We start from the raw sequence: 18,771 nt of genomic DNA, 5'->3' as shown, positions 1-18,771 counted from the left end.
TTCGTCAGCCGAGTTGTTCGCCAACGAGACGGTCGACAGCGTCGACGAACGCCGCCCGCTCGTCGGCGGGGATGGTCGCCCCCGCCGCGACGTCGTGACCGCCGCCGTCGCCCCCCACCGACCGCGCGGCCTCGCGCATGACCGCCGAGAGGTCGAGGCCGCGCCGCACCAGCGTGTGTGAGCCACGAGCCGAGACCTTCAGCTCACTGTCGGCGGCGTCGGCCTCCGACTCCGGGGCCACGCTGGCGAAGGCGACGATTGGCCGGTCGCGGCGGATCCCGTCGGCCCCGAGCGCCATCCCGGCGACGATGCCGACGATGGTCTCTCTGATCTGCCCGCCCGCGTCGAACCACTGGACGTTCTCCTCGACGGTGACTCCCTCCGATTTCACCAGCTCCAACCCGTTGGAGAGGTTTCGACGGTGGTTCCGGAGGAGCGTCCGGGCTCGATCCAGCGCCGCCGCACGGTCGCCGAGACAGACCGCGAGTCCCACGTCCGCACGCTCGTACCGCGCCGTCGCGTTCAGAAGCGTCGAGAACTCGCTTACGTCCCGCAGTTCGGTCCCCGTCGGCTCCGCCGTGAGTGTGTAGGTCGTCCCGATCAGGTCGTCGACGCGGTCCGCGGGCACGCCGCTCGCGACCGCCCGCTTGAGGAGGGCGCTCGCAACCGTCCGCCGGTCGTCGTCGGAGAGGTCGACCCACCGCTTCCACTCGCCGTCTTCCCGGAGGTCGGCGTCCAGCCCGGTGAGAACGTCGATAGCGCCGGCCTCGTCGCCCGTGATTCCCGGGATCCGTACGTCGCTCGCGTACTGGAGCAGTTTCGGGAGCGGGCGGGTCTGTCGACCGTACATCGCCAGGTCCGTGCGCTCGGCGAGGACACCCGCCGCGACCCCCTCGGCGACGATTCCCTCGTTGGCGCCGGTCAACCCGTCGACTCCGCCCTGCATGTCACCGACCGCGCCGACGACCGAAAGCGCCGCGAGGTCGCGGTTGTCGACACCCTCGCCGTCGAGGGCGCGCGCGAGAACGTACGCCGCTCCCGCCCCCGATAGCTCGCTCGCGCCGTCGATTCCCTCCAGCAGGGGGTTCAGGTGATAGGTCGTCGTCGCGTCCGCCGGCTGGTGGTGGTCGGCGATCACGGGGACGAACGCTCCGCGCTCCTCGAAGCCGGCAATCACGTCGAGTTGACCGCTCCCGAAGTCGGTAAAGAGGATCGTGTCGTGGTCGGTCGCGGCCATCCGCCGGATCGCCGCCTCGTCGAGTTGTTTCTCGAATACCGTCTCGAAGGGGACGCCCGCCCGCGAGAGCGCTGTCGCCGCGACGGCGGCGCTCGTCAGTCCGTCCGCGTCGATGTGGGAGGCAAGCAGCACCGAGTCGGCCGCCCGGAGTCGGTCGGCACACGCCGCCGCACGCTCGGCGAGTTCCGGTACGGGACCCGTCATCGTCGGTTCCTGGGGCGCCATCGTGAATAAACCCTCAGCCCGATTCGAGGTGGGCGACCGTCTCGCGAGCCAGCGCCTCGAAGGTCGCCTCCGCGGGCACCACGTCGACCGCGATGCCCTCGCTCTCGGCTGTCTCCCGGGTCGGCTCGCCGATGACGCCGACGACGGCGGCGTTCAGTCCCTGGATCGCGTCCGCGCGAACCCCACGCTCGGCGGCGGCGTCGAGGAAGTGCTCGACCGTCAGCGACGAGGTGAAACAGGCGGCATCGAGGGCGCCGTCGGCGGCGAGAGTCGCCGACTCGCCTGCGCCAGACGGGCGAACCAGCCGGTAGAGCACCGTTTCGTTGACCGACGCCCCCGCGTCGCGCAGGCCGTCGAGTAGGACCGGACTGCCGTGGTCGCTCCGGGCTACCTCCACCGTCGCCGCCCCAACCCGGGGGGCAAGGAGGTCGACCAGCCCGGTCGAGGAGAACGCCTCGGGAACGAGGTCGACGGCGTAGCCAGCCGCCTCCAGCGCGTCGGCGGTCTTCGGCCCGATAGCGACGACCGTCGCCTGTCCCGGGTCCCAGTCCGCCTCGGCGACGAGTTCGGCGCCCGTCTTGCTCGTGAACACGACGTAGTCGGCGTCCTGCGGCCGCGCGTCCGTCGGCTCGACCGCGAGCATCGGATCGGCGACCGCCTCGGCGCCGAGATCAGCCAAGAGTGACTGGGCCGTAGCCAGGCGGTCGTCGTCCGGGCGAAAGACCGCCACGCGTGGCCGGTCGTCGGTCGACGGTCCGGTCACTCCTCGGCCTCCGTTCGGGCGCGCTCGATCAGATCGGCGGCCCCCGCCTCGCGTAGTTCGGCGGCCAGCGACGCCGCCGCGTCCGCGTGGTCCGTGACCGGCAGGTCGGCGCTTCGCTCGACTGCCTCCTCGCCGTCGAGCGAGAGCACCTGCACGGTCACGTGGACGTACTCCCCTTGCACGACGGCGTGGACGCCAATTGGGGCGATACAGCCGCCGCCGAGTTCCGCGAGCACCGTCCGCTCGACGGTCGTCTCGACGCGGGTCACCGGATCGTCCACCCGGTCGTTGATCGTCGCCGTCGCCTCGCCCTCCGCGAGCGCCGTCACCGCGATGGCGCCCTGGCCCGGCGCGGGGACGAACCGCGCCTTCGGTAACCGAGTCGTCTCGACGGTCCCCAGTAGCCCGCTTCGCTCCAGCCCTGCCTCCGCGAGGACGATTGCATCGTACTCGTGGTCGACGCTTCGCTCCATCGCCTGCCGTTCCAGTTCCGAGAGGTCGTCGAACCACGCCTCGGCGGACTGGTCGAAGGCGTCCGGATGCTCTCCCTCGTCCTCGTCTTCGGCGTCAAGCCGTCGCTGGTGTTCGCGCTGGAGGGTCGGTGCGAGGAGTTTCTCCAGTCGGGTGTCGACGTTGCCTCGGAGCGGCACCACCTCCAGATCCGGCCGCTCGCGGCGCAGTTGGGCGCCGCGCCGGAGCGACGAGGTACCGACCACCGCGCCCTCGGAGAGGCCCGCTACGTCCGTGCCGTCGGGGGTCACGAGTACGTCCCCTGCGGGGGCACGCTCCGGCACGCCGGCGACCACGAGTTCCGGCGGCGACTCCGTGGGCATGTCCTTCATCGAGTGGACCGCGGCGTCGACGTCGCCGTCGAGCACCTGTTCGTCGAGCGCGCGAGCGAACGCCCCCGTCTTGCCGAGGCGGTGGATGAGTTCGTCCCTGATCTCGTCGCCGCGAGTCGACACCGTCACCGTCTCGACGGTGCGACGCCGCCCGTCGAGGCGGTCGCGGACGCTCGCCGTCTGTCGGCGGGCGAGGTCGGACCCGCGTGTCGCTAGCCGGATGGTCCCGCCTGTGTTCATGTCCGTTCGGTCGCTCCCGAGGGTGAAAAGCCCACCAGTTCCCGCCGCCGGCACAAACGATATCCGTCGGACCCGAGACCCCCCGACGCATGTCGAAGATTCCGCAGTACAACGCTGTCGGCCTCTCCCCGACCGTGTGGGGAGCCAACGAACGGAGCGACATCGAGCAGAACTTAGAGCACATTCACGAGGCGCTCTCGGCGGCCACGTGGCTCAGCGGCCTCGAACTCCCCGTCCGCCTCGCCGTCCTCCCCGAGGGCGCACTCCAGGGGTTCACCGACGAGGTGTTCGACATGGATCACGCGACCTACCGCGAGGAGATTGCGGTCGAGATTCCCGGCCCAGAGACCGAGACCCTCGGCGAGTACGCAAAGGAGTTCGACACCTACATCGTCGCCTCGGCCAAGGAGAAGGCCCCGGAGTACGACGAGAAGTTCTACAACACCGCCTTCGTCATCGACCCCGACGGCGACGTGATCCACACCCACCGGAAGGTGACCCCCTTGCTTCCCGTCGAGCGCTCGGTCTCCCCTCACGACGTGTGGGACGACTGGACCGACCACCACGGCGACGACCTGGACGACATCTTCCCCGTCGTCGACACCGACATCGGTCGCATCGGCATCTCGCTCGCCATCGAGGGTGCCTACCCCGAGTACGTCCGCGGTCTCGCGATGAACGGCGCCGAGGTGATCTGCCGGATCGCCTGCCCCGAACCCCTCGTGGCGAACGATAGCTGGGAGATCCAGAACCGCGCCCGCGCCCTCGACAACACCTGCTACGTCGTCGCGCCCAATCTGGGAACGTACTACGTCTCTCCCGACGCCGACACGCCGGTCGACACCTTCGGCGGCGGGTCGATGATCGTCGACCACCGTGGAGAGATCCTCGCCGAACACGCCTACGGTGCCGGGTCGTCGTACTGTGCCGCGCCAATCGACGTGGAGGGACTGCGCGAACACCGCACCTCGTCGCCGCTGACCAACTGGATCAAGGACCTCCGGACCGAGTTGATCCGCCCCATCTACGACCGGGAGATCTACCCGAAGAACCTGTGGCTCGACCGTCAGCCCGTCGATCACGACACCTACGCCGAGGAGGTGACCGAGCGACAGATCGAGAAGATGGTCGAGGCGGACGTGTTCGTGCCGCCCTACCACGAGCGCAACGAAGACGAGAACGGCCAGGGGGACGCGGACGGGTAGTCTACAGCGTCTCCTGGTACGCGTCTAGGGTCCGCTGGACGTCTGCCTCCGTGTGGGCGTAGCTGACGAACTGTGCCTCGTACTGGTTGGCGGTGAGGAAGATTCCGCGCTCTTTCATCTCCTGCCAGAACACTCGCTCCCAGCGGTTGGTCTCGGCCGCGGCGACGTCCGCCCCCGTCTTGGGACAGGCGTCGTAGTTCGGGCAGTCCGTACGCTGACGACAGCCGGCCTCACACCGATCCTCGCCGCCACGGCCTTCGCGGGTGAAGATGGTCTTGAAGATGCTGCCGGTGCCGACGACGGTGTACTCCGGCGCCCGCTCCTCGAGGATATCGGTAATTCCCGCGCGCAACTGCTCGCCGAGCCCGTTCACGTGGTCGTAGACGTCGTTCTCGGCGGCGTACCGCAGGGTCTCCAGACCGGCGGCCATCGTCACGGGGTGGCCCGAGAAGGTGCCCGACTGGAACACGTCGCCGCCGGGCGTGAGGTGTTCGACGATTTCGGCGCGGCCGCCGACGGCGCCGACCGGGAAGCCGCCGCCGACGATTTTGCCGAGCGTCGTCAGGTCGGGCGTGACGCCGAACTCGCTCTGTGCACAGCCGAGGCCGCCGACCCGGAACCCCGTGATGACCTCGTCGAAGATCAACAGTGAGCCGTACTCGTCACACAGGTCGCGCAGCGACTCGTGGAAGCCGTCGACCGGCATGACCACGCCCATGTTGCCCAGCATGGGTTCCGTGAGGACGGCCGCGATGTCGTCGCCGTGGGCTTCGAACACGTCGGCGACGGTGTCGGTGTCGTTGAACGGCACGGGGATCGTATGTTCGGCGAAGCTGTCCGGAATGCCCGGAGAGGAGGGCACGGCGCCCTCGGGGTCGCCCTCGACGAGCGTCGACTCCTGGGCGCCGTGGTAGCCACCCTGCATGACGACGATTTTGTCCCGCCCGGTGTAGGCTCTGGCGAGACGAACCGCGGAGACCGTCGCCTCGGTCCCCGAGTTGACGAACCGAAGCATCTCCACGGAGGGGACGTGTCGGGCCACGAACTCCGCGAGTTCGACCTCCACCTCGGTGGGCGCACCGTACATCGGCCCGGCGCTGGCGTGTGACTGGATCGCCGCCTCGACGGAGTCGGGGAGGTCGTGGCCGTACAGCAACGGGCCATAGCCCATCACGTAGTCGAGATAGCGGTTGCCGTCGGCGTCGACGACGTGTGCGCCGTCGCCGTCCTCGACGAAGAAGGGATACGGCATCGTCGCCCGCACCGACGAGTTGACGCCGCCGGGCAGGACCGACAGCGCCCGGTCGTACAGCTCCCGCGAGTTCTCGTGGGTCATACCTATCGCTGTGTACGGCGGCGGAAAGAATGTACTGGGTTGGAGAAGGGGTGCTCGCCGCAGAGGCCTCGGTGACGGAACTGTACCCACGGAGACCGTCTGCCGGGGCCGAGATAGTCGCAGTCGGGGTCGCGTTCAGCCGCGAAATCTCAGACCGCGTCGGGACCCTCCTTGCCGGTCCGGACCTGGACCGCATTGTCGACGGGCAGGATGAAGATTTTGCCGTCGCCGGGTTCGCCCGTGTTCGCGCTCTCGCGGATCGCCTCCGCGACGTCCGCCGCGGGCACGTCCGCGACCACGCACTCGACTTTCACCTTCTGGTGGAGGTCGACGGTGTACTCCTCGCCGCGCCACTGGCCCTTCTTGGCGGGCTGGGAGCCGCGGCCGGAGACGTTCGTCACGGTGATCGAGGGGGCGCCCACCTCGGCGATGGCCTGTTTCACGTCGCCCAGCATCTCCGGGCGGAGGATGGCGGTGACCATCTTGATGTCGCGTTCGGCCTCGCCGCCGTCGGTCCGAATCTCCGTGCCGCCGTCGGTCCGGAGGTCCTCGCCGCCGTCCGGCACCGCGTCGGGCTGGTCGCCGAACTCGGGGTAGGTGTCGACACCGTGTTCGGCGACGTCAAGGCCCTCACGCTCGTGGGAGGGGTCGACGCGAGCCTGACCGATGGCCTTCAGGGCACCGAACACCACCGCGGTCGCGACGATGGTCCAGGCGCCGATGACGGTGACGCTGACGATCTGTGCCAGCAGCACCTGCGTCGAGAAGCCGTTGATGGAGACGAACGGCAGCAGCACCGCACCGAGAGCGCCGGCGCTCCCGTGAACGGGGTAGACCGCACAGACGTCGTCGATCTTGAGCTTCCGCTCGACGAATTTGAAGACGAGGGGGAGCTGACCGCCGGCCAGCAGGCCGACCAGCAGGGCGCCCCACCACGTCGACAGGTTGGTGATGCTCGTGATGCCGACGAGACCGGCGAGCATCCCGTTGGCGACGTACAGCGTGTCGACTTTCTTCGTCTGGAGCAGCGAGACGCCGGCAGCCCCGATGGCGCCTGCACCCATCGCGAGCGTCGTCGTCAGCGCCACGCGGCCGACGGTTTCGGCGAACGAGCCCAGCGCGACGGAGCCTTCCTCGACGACGAACACCGTCGCCGCCGTGCCGACGTTGAAGCCGTACCAGCCGAAACAGAGGATGAGCGTCCCCAGTACGGCGAAGGTCATCGAGTGACCGGGGATGACGTTCGCGCTTCCGTCTTCGTTGTAGCGATCCATCCGCGGGCCGAGGACCCACGCCGCCGTGAGCCCGGCGACGCCGCCCATTCCGTGGACGATCATGCCGCCCGCGAAATCACTGAACCCGACGCCGAGCACCGACGAGAGGTAGCCGCCCCCCCACGTCAGGCCCGTCACGACGGGGTAGATGACCGCCGATAGCAACACCGTGTACGTGACGTACGCACGGAGCTTTGCGCGGCCGGCGACGGCCCCGCTGACGATGGTCGCCGCCGTCATGGCGAACACCGCGCCGAACAGCCAGCCGATCCACGCATCGGAGCCACCGGCGATGTAGCCGAACGGACTGGCAGCTCCGCCGACCATCCCTGAGACAGCGGCGCCGATCAGGAAGTAGACGATGACGCCGATACTCCAGGTCAGCATGTTCTTCGTCAACTGGTTGGCGACGTTCTTCGAGCGTACCTGCCCCGCCTCCAGCATGGCGAAGCCAGCGTGCATGAAGAAAATCAGGAAGGTGACGGTCAACACCCAGACGTTGTTGACGCCGGACGCCAACGCCGAGGGGTCAACCTGCAGCGGCGTCAGCATTCGGCTTCCTCCGCGGACGGTGCTTCGTGATCAGTGCTTGGACAGACGTTCGCGTTTTGAGGTTTCCGTGCCATGTTCGTTCTCCGAATTGCGATAGAAGATACTGTTACGACATAGTATAAGGGTTAGCGTTTACAAATGAAGATATAGCAGGGGTTTCGTGGATGTTCGTCCGGTTTAATAGCAGATAAGGGGTGTATAAGGTCGTAAGGTGTACACTCTCAAAACGAGAACCGGCGAATATTTTGACGTATGTAGTGTAAAACGAACTACTCGTCTCGCCCGGTCGGTTACGCGTCGCGGCAGTCGGGCGCGACGTCCTCGGCGAAGTACGTCACGATCAGATCGGCCCCCGCACGCTTGAGCGAGAGCAGCGACTCCCGGGCGACGGCGTCTAGGTCGAGCCATCCCTTTTCAGCGGCGGCGTGAAGCATCGCGTACTCGCCGCTGACGTTGTAGGCGGCGACGGGCCGGTCGAACTCGCGCCGGACGGCGTTCACCACGTCGAGGTAGGGGAGACCCGGTTTCACCATCAGCACGTCCGCGCCCTGTTCGACATCTAGGTGCACCTCGCGAAGCGCCTCCCGCGTGTTCGCGGGGTCCATCTGGTAATGCCGCCGGTCACCGAAGGCGGGGGCGCCATCGGCGGCGTCGCGGAAGGGACCGTAGAAGGCGCTCTCGTATTTGGCCGCGTAGGACATGATCGCCACGTCGCTGAAGCCGGCGTCGTCGAGCGCCGTTCGGATGGCGCCGACCATCCCGTCGGTCATGCTCGACGGCGCGACCATCTCCGCCCCTGCTTCGGCGTGAGAGACGGCTGTCCGTGCCAGCAGGTCCAGGGTCGCGTCGTTGTCGACGGTCAGGGTCGGATCGTCGCGGGCGTCGGCCTCCAGCACCCCACAGTGGCCGTGGTCGGTGTACTCACAGAGACATACGTCGGTAACCACCGTCGCGTCCGTCGCGTCGGTGATGGCGCGGGTCGCCCGCTGGACGACGCCGTCCGATGCCCAAGCGCGCGAGCCTTCGTGATCCTTCGACTCCGGGATGCCAAAGAGCATGACGGCCTCGACACCCGTCGCCAACACCTCCTCGACGCGGGCGACTGCCTCGTCGACGGGGACCCGTTCGTGGCCGGGCATCGACTCGATGGGCACCCGTTCGTCGGTCGTCGCGTCGACGAACACGGGGGCCACCAGGTCGGTTGCGCGAAGGTGGGTCTCGCTGACCAGCGAGCGGACGCCGTCCCGGCGGAGTCGCCGCGGGCGGTCTGTCTGGTCCATACCGGCACCTCGTCCGGGACGTCAAAAACCCCGTCGTTCCCGCGTACTCGCGGGCGAACCCGCTGGCCTCACGCCCACGGCGGAGACGCAACCGATTAGTCTCTCGGTGGCCCAAGGCGAGGTGTGTTCGCGTCGCCGCTTCAGATCGCGCAACTCCCCGATGCCCTCCGCGAGTTGCTCGCCGCCGACTACGGCCTGCTGGTTCTGTTCGGCGTGTTCGTCCTCGAAGGGGCGATGTTGCTCTACGTCGTCCCGAGCGAACTCGTCGTTCCCGGCGCCCTCGCGCTTCTCGGAGGGTCCGTGGGGACGGCTGCCGTCGTCGTCGGCGTCGCTGTCGCCGGCGCGACGGTGGGGCAGTTCGCCCTGTTCACGCTGGCCAAGCGGGTCGGGCGGGAACGGCTCCTCGGCTCCCGGTGGTTCCGCGTCAGTGACGACACGCTCGCCCGCTTCGAGGGCTGGTTCGACCGGTGGGGACCGGTGGTCGTCCCCGTGAGTAACACCCTCCTGTTCACGCGGGGCATGGTGACGGTGCCCGCCGGCCTCGCCGGAATGGACGACCGACGGTTCGTGCTCCTCTCGGCGCTCGGCACCCTCTCCTTCGAGGCGATACTGGCCGGACTCTACCTCTGGTTCGGGACGGTGTTGTGAGACGCCTCGCGCCGGCGATTCCATGCGCGGGGACGGGGGGACCAGTGGGGCCGGTGCGGGACGCGAGAAAGACTACTCGGTGCGGTCGATGTCGATCCGTTCGCGGAGTGCGGCAAGGTCGTCGGACTCCGCGAGCTCCTCCAACCGCTCGCGAAAGTGATTCTCGCAGAGGCCGACGCGAATACCCTCCTTCTCTGCCGCGTAGGCGGCCTCGCGATCACAGTAGTGGCACTTCATACCCAGGGTAGGGACTCCCGCCGGTTTAAGCCTGCGAATCCGGCAGACACGACGTGATCCGGGCGGCCGCGGCGGTATCGAGGCCAGCGCGACCCAGTCGGTCGTCGTGGGCGTCACTCCCCCCGGTCGCCAGCAGGTCGTGGCGCGCTATCACCGCGTCGAGACGCTCCGTCTCGACCCGATGATCGTACGGATAGTACCGCTCGATTGCGTCGAGTTCGGGCGCGAGTTCGAGCGCGGCCGCCGGGTCGGCGTACCGAAACGGATGGGCCAGCGAGACGACCGGACAGGCCGCGGTCAGCAGGGAGAGAGCGCGGTCGACCGGTGGCACCTTGCGGGGGAGATAACAGGGGCCGTCGTCGCCGATGAGTCGCTCGAACGCGCCCGCGTAGTCGCAGTCGGCGTCGCTCTCCGCAACCGCCCGGGCGACGTGTGGGCGCCCGACGCCGGGTTCGAACGCCACGTCTAGGTCGACGCCGAGGTGCTCTTCGACCCGCGCCGTCATCCGGCGGGCGCGCTCGATCCGGTCGCGTTGGAGGCGATCCAACTCCGCCCGCAGCGCCGCCGTCTCCTCGACCCCGTAGCCGAGCAGGTCGATCCGCCCCGTCGCCGTCTCCACCTGGAGTTCGATCCCCCGGATCACCGTGATTCCGTCGCGGACGGTCACGGGGGCATCGAGGTCCGGGTGGAGGCGGTCGTGGTCGGTGATCGCAACCGTCTCGACGCCCGCCGCACGCGCCGCAGACGGGAGAGCATCGAGAGACAGTCGCCCGTCGGAGACGGGCGTGTGTACGTGCAGATCGGCGACCACGTCCATACCTTCTCCTTGCCAGCCCCGCCGATAGGCCTTGCGACGGTAGCATGACACTCCCACACACGTCACTGATCGACAATTAAGGATGATTAAAGACTTGTCTCTCTCTAAGGTCGTGCATGGAAAACCATTATAGTTCTCCGGTGTCTCCACTCTGTTGATGAAGTTCAACGGCACTGGCGAAATGATCGACGCCCTCGAATTCCCCACAACCACCGACGAGATCATCGCCGAACACGGCGACCACGAACTCGAACTCCAGCGCGGAACCGAGCAGGTCGGCGAGGTGCTCGACCGACTGGCGACCGAGGAGTTCACCACGCCCGAGGAGGTCCGCCTCTCGGTTCGCTCGGCGGTCGGACACAAGGCCATCGGCCGACGCTTCTACAGCGACCGAGACCCGACGGCGCTCGGCGAGTCGGGACCGACGCCGCTGTCGCTCTAGTCGAAGACCGACTCCAATTCTAGCGGTACCGATCCCTTCGTATAGCCTGTCGTCCGTCCGTCGGGTCGCGTCCGGTAGACAACCGCCGGGCGGTGTCCCACGTCCGGCCGCGCTTGGCTGACCGCCAGCCAGTCGTCATCGGGGAACGACGAGCAGTCGACGAACAACACGACGCCGCCGGCGTGTGCCGACAGCTGTCCGTTCGTCTTCGTCTTCGCGGTGTCCCGAACGGCGGCGGCGGGGGTTCCCGCCGAGCGCTGGTTCGGCGGCAACGGCCGTGTCACCTCGACCAGCGGCTGTTCACCCTCGTCGGTTCGGGCCTGGAAGTCGATGGAGTGGCCCGTCGTCACTTCGATTTCCGGTCGAGGCTCGTAGCCGGCGTCGACGAGTAGCTTCGCGGCGTGAAACTCACCCATGGTCGCCGCCATACGCGTCAGATCCAGGTGTTCCGAGGTGCCGAGTTTGCCCGCCATCGTCTCGCGGTCCTCGTCGAGGACGCCCGTCGACAGGAACCGTTCGTAGAAGCCCAGCGCGTCGTCGCGGTCGGCGTCGGGAAACCCCGCCGCGTGTTCGTCGAAGAACTCGCGGGTCGTCCACCGGCCGTCCTTCGAGAGGAACACGGGAAGGAAAAACCACGAGAGATGGGGATAGGGTTCGAGCCACGGCGACTGCTCGTGTAGCTCCGCCCGGAGTTCACGCTCTGCCCAGTCGGCGACGCCCGACGGCACCTCGGTAAAGCCGTACTTCTCGGTGCGCCAGAGGCTCGACGGCGTTTCCGTGTTGCCGAGCCAGTAGGCGCCGTCGTCGTTCCAGCAGAAAAGCGCAGTGTCGCCGTTGTCCACGTCGAACCGCCGGGCTTCGTAGCCCTCGGGGGGTTTGAACCAGGGGCGGCGACTCGTCGCACCCAGGTTGCCGTCCAGCGGTTCGAACACCTCGGCGCGGACGCGGCCGTCCGTCCAGCGGCCGGGAGCGTGTCGAAAACGAAGAGGTCGTGCCACGGGGACGCTACGTCCCCGGACGATTTACGCGTTCCGCGTCGCTTCCCCCGGATCGTCCGTTACATATATATCTGGACGTGTCCAAGTCAGCATCTACCATGTCAATGGGTGCCTATGACGAGGCCGAACACGAGCGTCGCGCGCAGAAGACGGGGCAGGTCGACCTCTCCGACGACGACCGGTCGGAGTTCCGAGGGACCCTCTCGTACGAGTCCGGTGATTCCACCGAAGCGCTCCTCGATCAGTTCAAGCAACTCCAGGGCGAGTGACTCTTCGGCTCGCCCCAGCAGACCCATCGCTGTCGTCGACGCCGTCGCGACGGCGGTGGCAGTAACCGAGCCACCCCGACGACGGGCGCTGATCCATAGGGCTTTGCCGTCCCGGCCCGTCCTCCGAGTATGAGCTCCGATCCCTGTGACGGCTGTGGGGCGGACGTCCCCGTCGCGGGCGGCGCCGGGAACTTCTGGACGTTCGAGGCCGAGACCACCGGCGGCGTCACACTCGAACTCGCGGACGGCACCGAACACTTCCTCTGTTTCGACTGCATCGAACGCCTCCCGGACGACCGTGAGGTGACCGCTGACGACGTGGCGGCACTGTCCGACTAGCCCGCCGACGTTCGACAGTATTACCTGCGGCGCCCGGCTGTGGCCACCGTGGACCCCGAGCGCATCCCGCCTTCGTTTCCGGCCCCGTCGTTCCGTGGCAACCAGCGCGAGGCCTTGGCGGACATCCGCTCGGCTTTCGCCGCGGGCAACGACGTGGTACTCGTGCGCGCACCCACCGGGAGCGGGAAGTCGCTGCTCGCCCGCGCCGTCGCCGGAGCGGCCCGGACGCCCGCCGAAGCCGACCCCGCCGAGCCGACCGGCGCATACTACACCACGCCCCAGGTGTCACAGCTCGACGACGTGGCCGCCGACGACTTGCTCGACGACCTCAACGTGATCCGGGGGAAAGGCAACTACACCTGCATCCTCCCCGACGAGACGACGACGCCCGTCGACCGCGCGCCCTGTGCCCGGGAGTCGGGCTACGACTGCACGGTACAACACCGGTGTCCCTACTACGCCGACCGCGCCATCGCCTCCAACCGGTCTATCGCGGCGATGACACTCGCCTACTTCATGCAGACCGCCGGCTCGGAGGTGTTCGGCACCCGTGACGTGGTGGTGATCGACGAGGCCCACGGCCTCGCAGAGTGGGCGGAGATGTACGCCACCGTCGACCTCCGGCCCGACACCGTCCCGGTCTGGGACGAGGTGGGCGTGCCCGATGTGGACGGCGCCGCCGACCCGCTCGACCGGACGGCCCGCTTTGCCGAGACGCTCGCTGGCGTCTGTGAACGCGCTGCCACGGAGCTGACCACGTCGTCGGAGCTGACACCGGGCGAGGCCGCCCGCCGCGACCGGTTACAGGACCTCCGCTCCGATCTTCAGTGGTTCGTCTCCGACTACCGCGACCCGACCAGCGCGACCACCTGGGTCGTCGACCAGCCCGACGGTGAGGAGAGCGCCATCACGATCAAACCACTCGACCCCGGGCGATACCTCCATCACACCGTCTGGGACCGCGGAACCAAGTTCGCCCTCCTCTCGGCGACCATCCTGGATAAGGCGGCCTTCTGCCGCGGCGTCGGTCTCGATCCCTCGAACGTCGCACTGGTCGACGTTCCACACACCTTCCCCTTGGAGCATCGCCCGCTCTACGACGTGACCCAGGGAAAGATGACCTACGAACACCGCGACGAGACGCTGCCCGACGTGGCCCGTCTGCTGGTTCGGCTCATGGCGCGCCACCCGGACGAGAAGGGCCTCGTCCACTGTCACTCCTACGCGATCCAGGACCGACTGGCCGACCACCTGTCGGACTTCGGGGTCGACGCCCGCCTCCGCACCCACGACCGGGCGAACCGCGACCAAGCGCTCGCGGACTGGCAAGCCGTCGACACCCCCGATGTCTTCCTCTCAGTGAAGATGGAGGAGGCGCTGGACCTGCGCGGTGACCTGGCCCGCTGGCAGGTGCTCTGTAAGGCCCCCTACCTCAACACCGCTGACTCACGGGTGGCCCGTCGCCTGGAGGACGGACAGTGGGCGTGGTACTACCGGGTCGCCCTCCGGACGGTGATCCAGGCCGCGGGACGGATCGTGCGGGCGCCCGACGACCACGGCGCCACCTACCTCGCGGATTCGAGCCTCCTCGACCTCTTCGAACGCGCCCGGAGCGACACCCCGTCTTGGTTCGCCGACGCCGTGGATCGGATGCGACGGCCGACTCTCCCGGCGTTCGACCCCGCAGCGGCGCTCGACGGCACGGACACGACGCCCGGAACACAGAGCGGCGGCCGGACCGCGCCCCCATCCGGAACGGCGTCCGGCGGGTCCGAATCGAGCGACGGCGGCGACGACCACCCGCTGTCGGACGTGTGGGGCGAGTGATCCGTGGTATCGGTTCGCATATATTGATTGGCCACTTGTTTCCTTATCCACGGCAGAACCTATCATACGCTGTCTGTGTACCTAGAAAGGTTTAGGTACCTACGACTATTTCTCGGATACGTACCCAAATGCGCACACACTCGATTGAGTCGTCGGTGATCCTGTATCGCAACGGCACGCTCACGCTCTCGCAGGCCGCGCGGCACGCGGGCTGTTCCAACGACGAGATGGCGAGCGCGGTGGATGCATACACGCGGCGTGTGGGGACCGACGCCGACAGCGCCGACGCCGATGTCGGTGGCCGTGGCCTCCTCGCCGACGCCGACTAGTCGGGCAGCAGGTGGAGACCGGCCCGCGTCTTGACGACGGGGACCGTCTCGGCGTCTGCGTCGAAGAATGCCGGGCGCGACACGGTCTTTGCCTCGTAGGTCTCCGGGTCGAGCACCTGTACCGCGTGGGCGTCCTCGACGGCCACCACCGTCGTCTCGACGGCGTCCTCGCGGGTCGTCAGCCGTCTGGCGGCGAGTTCCTCGTCGTCGAACGACGCCTCGTAGGGGTCGCCGGAGGCCAGGCGAACCCCTTTCAGATTCCCGCTCACGCTCCGAACGAGCACCGGCCCCGCGTCGTCGTCCGGGGCGATCACGTCGCCGGGCGTGAACTTCGGCAGTCGTACCGCGTAGGTGACTCGGTAAACCTCGTTTCCGTCGCCGTCCTCGGTGACGAGGGTGGGGTAGCTCTCGACGCTCCCGCCGAGTTCACGGACGATCCGAGTTGCGACCCCTTCACCCATCTGTGTCGTGGAGATGCGGATGTCCACGCCGTCGTCGACCTCCTCCACCTCGGTAATGAAGGCGTTCCGATCGCCCGCCGACTCCCGGTCACCGATGTACGCCTCCGCACGCTCGACGGCGCGATTCCGCTCCGCCGCTGTGGGCGTCCGGTCGGTGGCCCGTACCTGGACGATGGCGTTGTAGTAGCCGCCGGCGATGCGCCCACAGCGGTCGCAGGTCCCCCGTGATATCTTCACGGGGACGACGACCGACTCCTCGAGAGGTGTCTCGCGCACCACGCCGGTGAACTGGCAGTGCATCCGGATGGTGTTCTCGTCGACTTGTTCGGGGTCGACCGCCCACGTGACGTTTCGGGCGTCGACGTGTACGCCGAGGGCCTCCCGAACCTCGTCGACGGCCACGTCGGTGTAATCGCGGGCGTCGACGTCCACCCACCGGTTCCCTCGGTGGACGGCGCCACAGCCGGAACAGACCAGCACCTCGATCCGCTCGGGGGCGTCCACGAGCGCGAAGTCCTCGAAGTAACAGGCGTCGCAGAGCCGGCGGTCCCGGTCACGGGGTTCGCCGGGCAGTGGCTCCGCTCGCGTCGGCACCGGGTCGCCACAGCGCGGACAGAACTCCCGAGACTCGGTGTCGCTCATCGCCAGATCGTAGTCGCCCACGGCGGTTAAGCCCCGCGACACGCGGTCGGATGTCGATAACGTTTACCGGTGTCCGCCCCTACTGTTGAGCATGGAGTGGAAACCCGACTGGGGCCTTCGAGGCCGGATGGTCCTGACGATGTTCCTCCTTTTCGTCCTCTACATCGTCTTCGTCGTGATCCTGTCGCGGTACATGGGGCTGTTCAGCGTCGTCCTCGTGATGGGGCTGTTCTCGCTGGGACAGTTCTTCTTCAGCGACCGCCTCGCGCTGTACAGTATGGGCGCGAGACGCGTCGACGCCGACGAGTATCCACGCCTGCACGCCATGATCGAGCGCCTCTGTCAGCAGGCCGACCTCCCGAAACCGGACGTCGCGGTTGCGGATACGAAGATGCCCAACGCCTTCGCTGCCGGCCGCTCGCAGCAGCACTCGACGGTCTGTGTCACCGAGGGTCTCCTCCGCACCCTCGACGAGGAGGAACTCGAAGGCGTGATGGCCCACGAACTCGCCCACGTGAAAAACCGGGACGTGATGGTGATGACGATTGCCTCCTTCCTCTCGACGCTCGCGTTCATGGTCGTCCGGTGGGGGTGGCTGTTCGGCGGCGGCCGCAACCGTCAGGGCGGGGGCGGCGTCGTCGTGGCGGTCCTCGTCTCTCTGGTCGTCTGGGTCGTCTCCTTCCTGCTCGTCCGGGCGCTCTCGCGGTACCGCGAGTACGCCGCCGACCGGGGAGCCGCCGCGATCACCGGCCGTCCCTCGGCACTCGCCTCGGCGCTTCTGAAGATTTCCGGGCGGATGGACGACGTCCCCGACCGTGACCTCCGTGAGCAGTCCGAGATGAACGCCTTCTTCGTCATCCCGCTCCGGAACGGTGTCGTCGGCCGCCTGTTCTCGACGCACCCGTCGACCGAGAAGCGTGTCGACCGCCTGCGCAACCTCGAAGGCGAGATGGAACGGCGCTGATGGGCCTGTTCGATGCGCTCCGGTCGGTCCTCGGCGTTCGTACCGACGCCGACGCGACCCGCGAGGCCGACCCCGAGGATCTGTTCGGCATGAGCACTGCCTATCTCACGATGGAGGCCGACCTCGATTTCGTCCCCGTCGACGCCGCGGCACTCTGCTTTTCCGCTGTCGATAGCACCGACTTCGACGCGACGGTCGACGACGTCGAGGAGATCCTTCACGCCGGCGAGGCCGAGACGGGGACGCGTTTCTACCGCCACACGGACGATCACGGCTACCACTGGGTCGTCCTCGAGGACGACGACCCCGAGGACCTGGTGACGAGTGTCCACTTCGCCGCCGACACGTTCGTCGAGCAGGGGTACGGCTCCCGCCTCCTCGCGGCGGTGTTCGGCTTCGAGCGCCCCCGCGACGGCGCCCGCGCGTACTGGATCTACTCCTTCCGCCGCGGCGCGTACTACCCCTTCGCCCCGCAGTCGGGTCGTGACCGTGACAACCGCCTGGAGTTCAAACTCCAGTCCGTCCTCGACGGCGAACTCGACGTGGAGGACGACGAGAGTTACTGGTATCCGCTGTGGCCCGACGACGACGGCGGCCACCCGTGGACGTAGCGCGCCACTCCGGATGAACTTCCGCGTTCCGTGATATCGAGGGCCACGCCCTCGTGCCGTTTTACTTTCACCACGGTGTTAACGAGGCTTTATGTGCGGAGGGGCACAAGCGAAGTCACATGGCAGAAGACGACCTCGAGAACCTTCCGGGAGTCGGCCCGGCGACGGCCGATAAGCTGACCGATGCGGGCTTCGAGAGCTATCAGAGCATCGCGGTGGCGAGTCCCGCGGAGCTCTCCAACACGGCCGACATCGGCGAATCGACGGCGAGTGACATCATCAACGCGGCCCGCGAGGCAGCGGACATCGGCGGGTTCGAGAGCGGGGCGGCCGTGCTCGAACGACGCGAACAGATCGGCAAACTCACCTGGAACGTCTCCGAAGTCGACGACCTACTCGGCGGCGGCGTCGAGACCCAGTCCATCACCGAGGTGTACGGCGAGTTCGGCGCCGGTAAGTCCCAGGTCACCCACCAGCTTTCGGTCAACGTCCAGTTGCCTACCGAGTACGGTGGTCTCCGCGGAAGCGCCATCTTCGTCGACAGCGAGGACACGTTCCGTCCCGAGCGCATCGACGACATGGTCCGGGGCCTCGACGACGAGATCATCCAGGCGACGATGGACGACCGCGACATCGAGGGATCGCCCGGCGACGAGGACGCGATGGAGGCACTCGTCACCGACGTACTCGACAAGATCCACGTCGCCAAGGCGTTCAACTCCAACCACCAGATCCTGCTCGCCGAGAAGGCAAAGGAACTCGCGAGCGAACACGAGGACACCGAGTGGCCCGTTCGCCTGCTCAACGTCGACTCCCTCACCGCGCACTTCCGTGCGGAGTACGTCGGTCGGGGCGAACTCGCGGACCGCCAGCAGAAGCTCAACAAACATCTCCACGACCTGATGCGGATCGGTGACCTCTACAACACGGCCGTCCTCGTCACCAACCAGGTCGCCTCGAACCCCGACTCCTACTTCGGCGACCCGACCCAACCCATCGGGGGCAACATCCTCGGTCACACCTCGACGTTCCGGATGTATCTGCGGAAGTCGAAAGGCGACAAGCGGATCGTCCGCCTCGTCGACGCGCCCAACCTCGCCGACGGCGAAGCCGTGATGCGCGTCAAAGACGAGGGCCTCGTCCCCGAGTAGGCACGATCTGGGGGATTCCCACGTTATTGTACTCACCGCACAATTTTACGTAGTAGCGGCACGTCGTCCGACTCGGTGATCG

20 protein-coding genes are annotated in these 18,771 nt (G+C 67.6%); 10 read left to right on the top strand and 10 right to left on the bottom strand.

Annotation, left to right across the window (positions count from 1 at the left end):
- Window positions 1–4 precede the first annotated feature (4 nt).
- From recJ to hemC, 3 genes are read right to left on the bottom strand one after another with little or no spacing between them, the layout of a single operon-like run.
- On the bottom strand, window positions 5–1,441 hold the full coding sequence (recJ, locus tag NO878_RS09335) for a RecJ family nuclease (protein ID WP_256405722.1): 1,437 nt from the start codon (window positions 1,439–1,441) through the stop codon (window positions 5–7).
- A gap of 34 nt (window positions 1,442–1,475) precedes the next feature.
- Window positions 1,476–2,225 carry a uroporphyrinogen-III synthase gene (locus NO878_RS09330; RefSeq protein WP_256405721.1) on the bottom strand — a complete coding sequence of 250 codons (750 nt, stop codon included), beginning with the start codon at window positions 2,223–2,225 and terminating at the stop codon, window positions 1,476–1,478.
- Window positions 2,222–3,307, bottom strand: a complete 1,086-nt coding sequence (gene hemC / locus NO878_RS09325; protein WP_256405720.1) for a hydroxymethylbilane synthase — start codon at window positions 3,305–3,307, stop codon at window positions 2,222–2,224. The genes NO878_RS09330 and hemC overlap by 4 nt, the downstream gene beginning before the upstream one ends.
- Window positions 3,308–3,396: 89 nt before the next feature.
- Here hemC and NO878_RS09320 point away from each other — a divergent pair, with 89 nt between their 5' ends.
- Window positions 3,397–4,512: a nitrilase-related carbon-nitrogen hydrolase gene (locus NO878_RS09320; RefSeq protein ID WP_256405719.1), complete on the top strand. Its 1,116-nt coding sequence runs from the start codon at window positions 3,397–3,399 to the stop codon at window positions 4,510–4,512.
- A gap of 1 nt (window position 4,513) precedes the next feature.
- Here NO878_RS09320 and hemL read toward each other — a convergent pair whose 3' ends face one another.
- From hemL to hemB, 3 genes are all read right to left on the bottom strand, one after another.
- Window positions 4,514–5,848: a glutamate-1-semialdehyde 2,1-aminomutase gene (gene hemL / locus NO878_RS09315; RefSeq protein WP_256405718.1), complete on the bottom strand. Its 1,335-nt coding sequence runs from the start codon at window positions 5,846–5,848 to the stop codon at window positions 4,514–4,516.
- Between the two features lie 149 nt (window positions 5,849–5,997).
- Entirely contained in the window at window positions 5,998–7,674 is a 1,677-nt protein-coding gene (locus NO878_RS09310; protein WP_256405717.1) for an ammonium transporter, read from the bottom strand.
- 290 nt (window positions 7,675–7,964) lie between these two features.
- The gene (gene hemB, locus NO878_RS09305) at window positions 7,965–8,954 is read right to left on the bottom strand and encodes a porphobilinogen synthase (protein WP_256405716.1); all 990 of its coding nucleotides are present in this window, start codon (window positions 8,952–8,954) and stop codon (window positions 7,965–7,967) included.
- 123 nt (window positions 8,955–9,077) lie between these two features.
- Between hemB and NO878_RS09300 the strand changes: the two genes are divergently transcribed.
- Window positions 9,078–9,602: a DedA family protein gene (locus tag NO878_RS09300; RefSeq protein ID WP_256405715.1), complete on the top strand. Its 525-nt coding sequence runs from the start codon at window positions 9,078–9,080 to the stop codon at window positions 9,600–9,602.
- 72 nt (window positions 9,603–9,674) lie between these two features.
- Here the strand turns inward: NO878_RS09300 and NO878_RS09295 are convergent, their stop codons facing one another.
- Both NO878_RS09295 and NO878_RS09290 read right to left on the bottom strand, forming a co-directional pair.
- Complete coding sequence (locus tag NO878_RS09295) at window positions 9,675–9,839, bottom strand: DUF6757 family protein (protein ID WP_256405714.1); 165 nt, start codon at window positions 9,837–9,839, stop codon at window positions 9,675–9,677.
- 25 nt (window positions 9,840–9,864) lie between these two features.
- Window positions 9,865–10,656 carry a PHP domain-containing protein gene (locus NO878_RS09290; protein ID WP_256405713.1) on the bottom strand — a complete coding sequence of 264 codons (792 nt, stop codon included), beginning with the start codon at window positions 10,654–10,656 and terminating at the stop codon, window positions 9,865–9,867.
- 157 nt (window positions 10,657–10,813) lie between these two features.
- Here NO878_RS09290 and NO878_RS09285 point away from each other — a divergent pair, with 157 nt between their 5' ends.
- Complete coding sequence (locus tag NO878_RS09285) at window positions 10,814–11,098, top strand: DUF5789 family protein (RefSeq protein WP_256405712.1); 285 nt, start codon at window positions 10,814–10,816, stop codon at window positions 11,096–11,098.
- Here the strand turns inward: NO878_RS09285 and NO878_RS09280 are convergent.
- The gene (locus NO878_RS09280; RefSeq protein ID WP_256405711.1) at window positions 11,095–12,096 is read right to left on the bottom strand and encodes a DUF5784 family protein; all 1,002 of its coding nucleotides are present in this window, start codon (window positions 12,094–12,096) and stop codon (window positions 11,095–11,097) included. The genes NO878_RS09285 and NO878_RS09280 overlap by 4 nt on opposite strands.
- 104 nt (window positions 12,097–12,200) lie before the next feature.
- Here NO878_RS09280 and NO878_RS09275 point away from each other — a divergent pair, with 104 nt between their 5' ends.
- The 4 genes from NO878_RS09275 to NO878_RS09260 all read left to right on the top strand — a co-directional run bounded on the left by NO878_RS09275 (window position 12,201) and on the right by NO878_RS09260 (window position 14,860).
- Window positions 12,201–12,365: a DUF5786 family protein gene (locus tag NO878_RS09275; protein ID WP_256405936.1), complete on the top strand. Its 165-nt coding sequence runs from the start codon at window positions 12,201–12,203 to the stop codon at window positions 12,363–12,365.
- Between the two features lie 129 nt (window positions 12,366–12,494).
- Complete coding sequence (locus NO878_RS09270) at window positions 12,495–12,704, top strand: DUF7561 family protein (RefSeq protein ID WP_256405710.1); 210 nt, start codon at window positions 12,495–12,497, stop codon at window positions 12,702–12,704.
- Between the two features lie 48 nt (window positions 12,705–12,752).
- A complete protein-coding gene (locus tag NO878_RS09265; RefSeq protein WP_256405935.1) occupies window positions 12,753–14,531 on the top strand; it encodes a helicase C-terminal domain-containing protein in 1,779 nt (592 codons plus the stop codon).
- Window positions 14,532–14,659: 128 nt separating this feature from the next.
- Window positions 14,660–14,860, top strand: a complete 201-nt coding sequence (locus NO878_RS09260) for a DUF7317 family protein (protein ID WP_256405709.1) — start codon at window positions 14,660–14,662, stop codon at window positions 14,858–14,860.
- Here NO878_RS09260 and NO878_RS09255 read toward each other — a convergent pair.
- Window positions 14,857–15,963, bottom strand: a complete 1,107-nt coding sequence (locus tag NO878_RS09255; RefSeq protein ID WP_256405708.1) for a 60S ribosomal export protein NMD3 — start codon at window positions 15,961–15,963, stop codon at window positions 14,857–14,859. The two genes, NO878_RS09260 and NO878_RS09255, sit on opposite strands and share 4 nt — an antisense overlap.
- A gap of 91 nt (window positions 15,964–16,054) precedes the next feature.
- On the opposite strand from NO878_RS09255, the gene htpX reads away from it, so the two are divergent.
- The 3 genes from htpX to radA all read left to right on the top strand — a co-directional run bounded on the left by htpX (window position 16,055) and on the right by radA (window position 18,689).
- Window positions 16,055–16,927 (top strand): zinc metalloprotease HtpX, encoded by an 873-nt coding sequence (htpX, locus tag NO878_RS09250; RefSeq protein WP_256405707.1) that lies wholly within the window; start codon window positions 16,055–16,057, stop codon window positions 16,925–16,927.
- Window positions 16,927–17,538, top strand: coding sequence for a PspA-associated protein PspAB (gene pspAB / locus NO878_RS09245; protein ID WP_256405706.1), 612 nt, complete (start codon window positions 16,927–16,929; stop codon window positions 17,536–17,538). Before htpX ends, pspAB begins: the two co-directional genes overlap by 1 nt.
- Before the next feature lie 119 nt (window positions 17,539–17,657).
- Complete coding sequence (gene radA / locus NO878_RS09240; RefSeq protein WP_256405705.1) at window positions 17,658–18,689, top strand: DNA repair and recombination protein RadA; 1,032 nt, start codon at window positions 17,658–17,660, stop codon at window positions 18,687–18,689.
- Window positions 18,690–18,771 lie beyond the last annotated feature (82 nt).

The organism is Haloplanus ruber, from assembly GCF_024494725.1.
GTDB classification, from domain to species: domain Archaea; phylum Halobacteriota; class Halobacteria; order Halobacteriales; family Haloferacaceae; genus Haloplanus; species Haloplanus ruber.
This window is presented reverse-complemented; position numbering and strand designations above follow the sequence as displayed.

What these genes read in the sequence shown, in the direction of transcription:
- NO878_RS09255 (WP_256405708.1), bottom strand. Translation starts at nt 15,963, where the DNA reads ATGAGCGACACCGAGTCTCGGGAGTTCTGTCCGCGCTGTGGCGACCCG.
- radA (WP_256405705.1), top strand. Translation starts at nt 17,658, where the DNA reads ATGGCAGAAGACGACCTCGAGAACCTTCCGGGAGTCGGCCCGGCGACG.
- NO878_RS09285 (WP_256405712.1), top strand. Translation starts at nt 10,814, where the DNA reads ATGAAGTTCAACGGCACTGGCGAAATGATCGACGCCCTCGAATTCCCC.
- recJ (WP_256405722.1), bottom strand. Translation starts at nt 1,441, where the DNA reads ATGACGGGTCCCGTACCGGAACTCGCCGAGCGTGCGGCGGCGTGTGCC.
- hemC (WP_256405720.1), bottom strand. Translation starts at nt 3,307, where the DNA reads ATGAACACAGGCGGGACCATCCGGCTAGCGACACGCGGGTCCGACCTC.
- NO878_RS09295 (WP_256405714.1), bottom strand. Translation starts at nt 9,839, where the DNA reads ATGAAGTGCCACTACTGTGATCGCGAGGCCGCCTACGCGGCAGAGAAG.
- NO878_RS09270 (WP_256405710.1), top strand. Translation starts at nt 12,495, where the DNA reads ATGAGCTCCGATCCCTGTGACGGCTGTGGGGCGGACGTCCCCGTCGCG.
- NO878_RS09290 (WP_256405713.1), bottom strand. Translation starts at nt 10,656, where the DNA reads ATGGACGTGGTCGCCGATCTGCACGTACACACGCCCGTCTCCGACGGG.
- NO878_RS09260 (WP_256405709.1), top strand. Translation starts at nt 14,660, where the DNA reads ATGCGCACACACTCGATTGAGTCGTCGGTGATCCTGTATCGCAACGGC.
- NO878_RS09275 (WP_256405936.1), top strand. Translation starts at nt 12,201, where the DNA reads ATGGGTGCCTATGACGAGGCCGAACACGAGCGTCGCGCGCAGAAGACG.
- hemB (WP_256405716.1), bottom strand. Translation starts at nt 8,954, where the DNA reads ATGGACCAGACAGACCGCCCGCGGCGACTCCGCCGGGACGGCGTCCGC.
- NO878_RS09320 (WP_256405719.1), top strand. Translation starts at nt 3,397, where the DNA reads ATGTCGAAGATTCCGCAGTACAACGCTGTCGGCCTCTCCCCGACCGTG.
- htpX (WP_256405707.1), top strand. Translation starts at nt 16,055, where the DNA reads ATGGAGTGGAAACCCGACTGGGGCCTTCGAGGCCGGATGGTCCTGACG.
- NO878_RS09310 (WP_256405717.1), bottom strand. Translation starts at nt 7,674, where the DNA reads ATGCTGACGCCGCTGCAGGTTGACCCCTCGGCGTTGGCGTCCGGCGTC.
- pspAB (WP_256405706.1), top strand. Translation starts at nt 16,927, where the DNA reads ATGGGCCTGTTCGATGCGCTCCGGTCGGTCCTCGGCGTTCGTACCGAC.
- hemL (WP_256405718.1), bottom strand. Translation starts at nt 5,848, where the DNA reads ATGACCCACGAGAACTCGCGGGAGCTGTACGACCGGGCGCTGTCGGTC.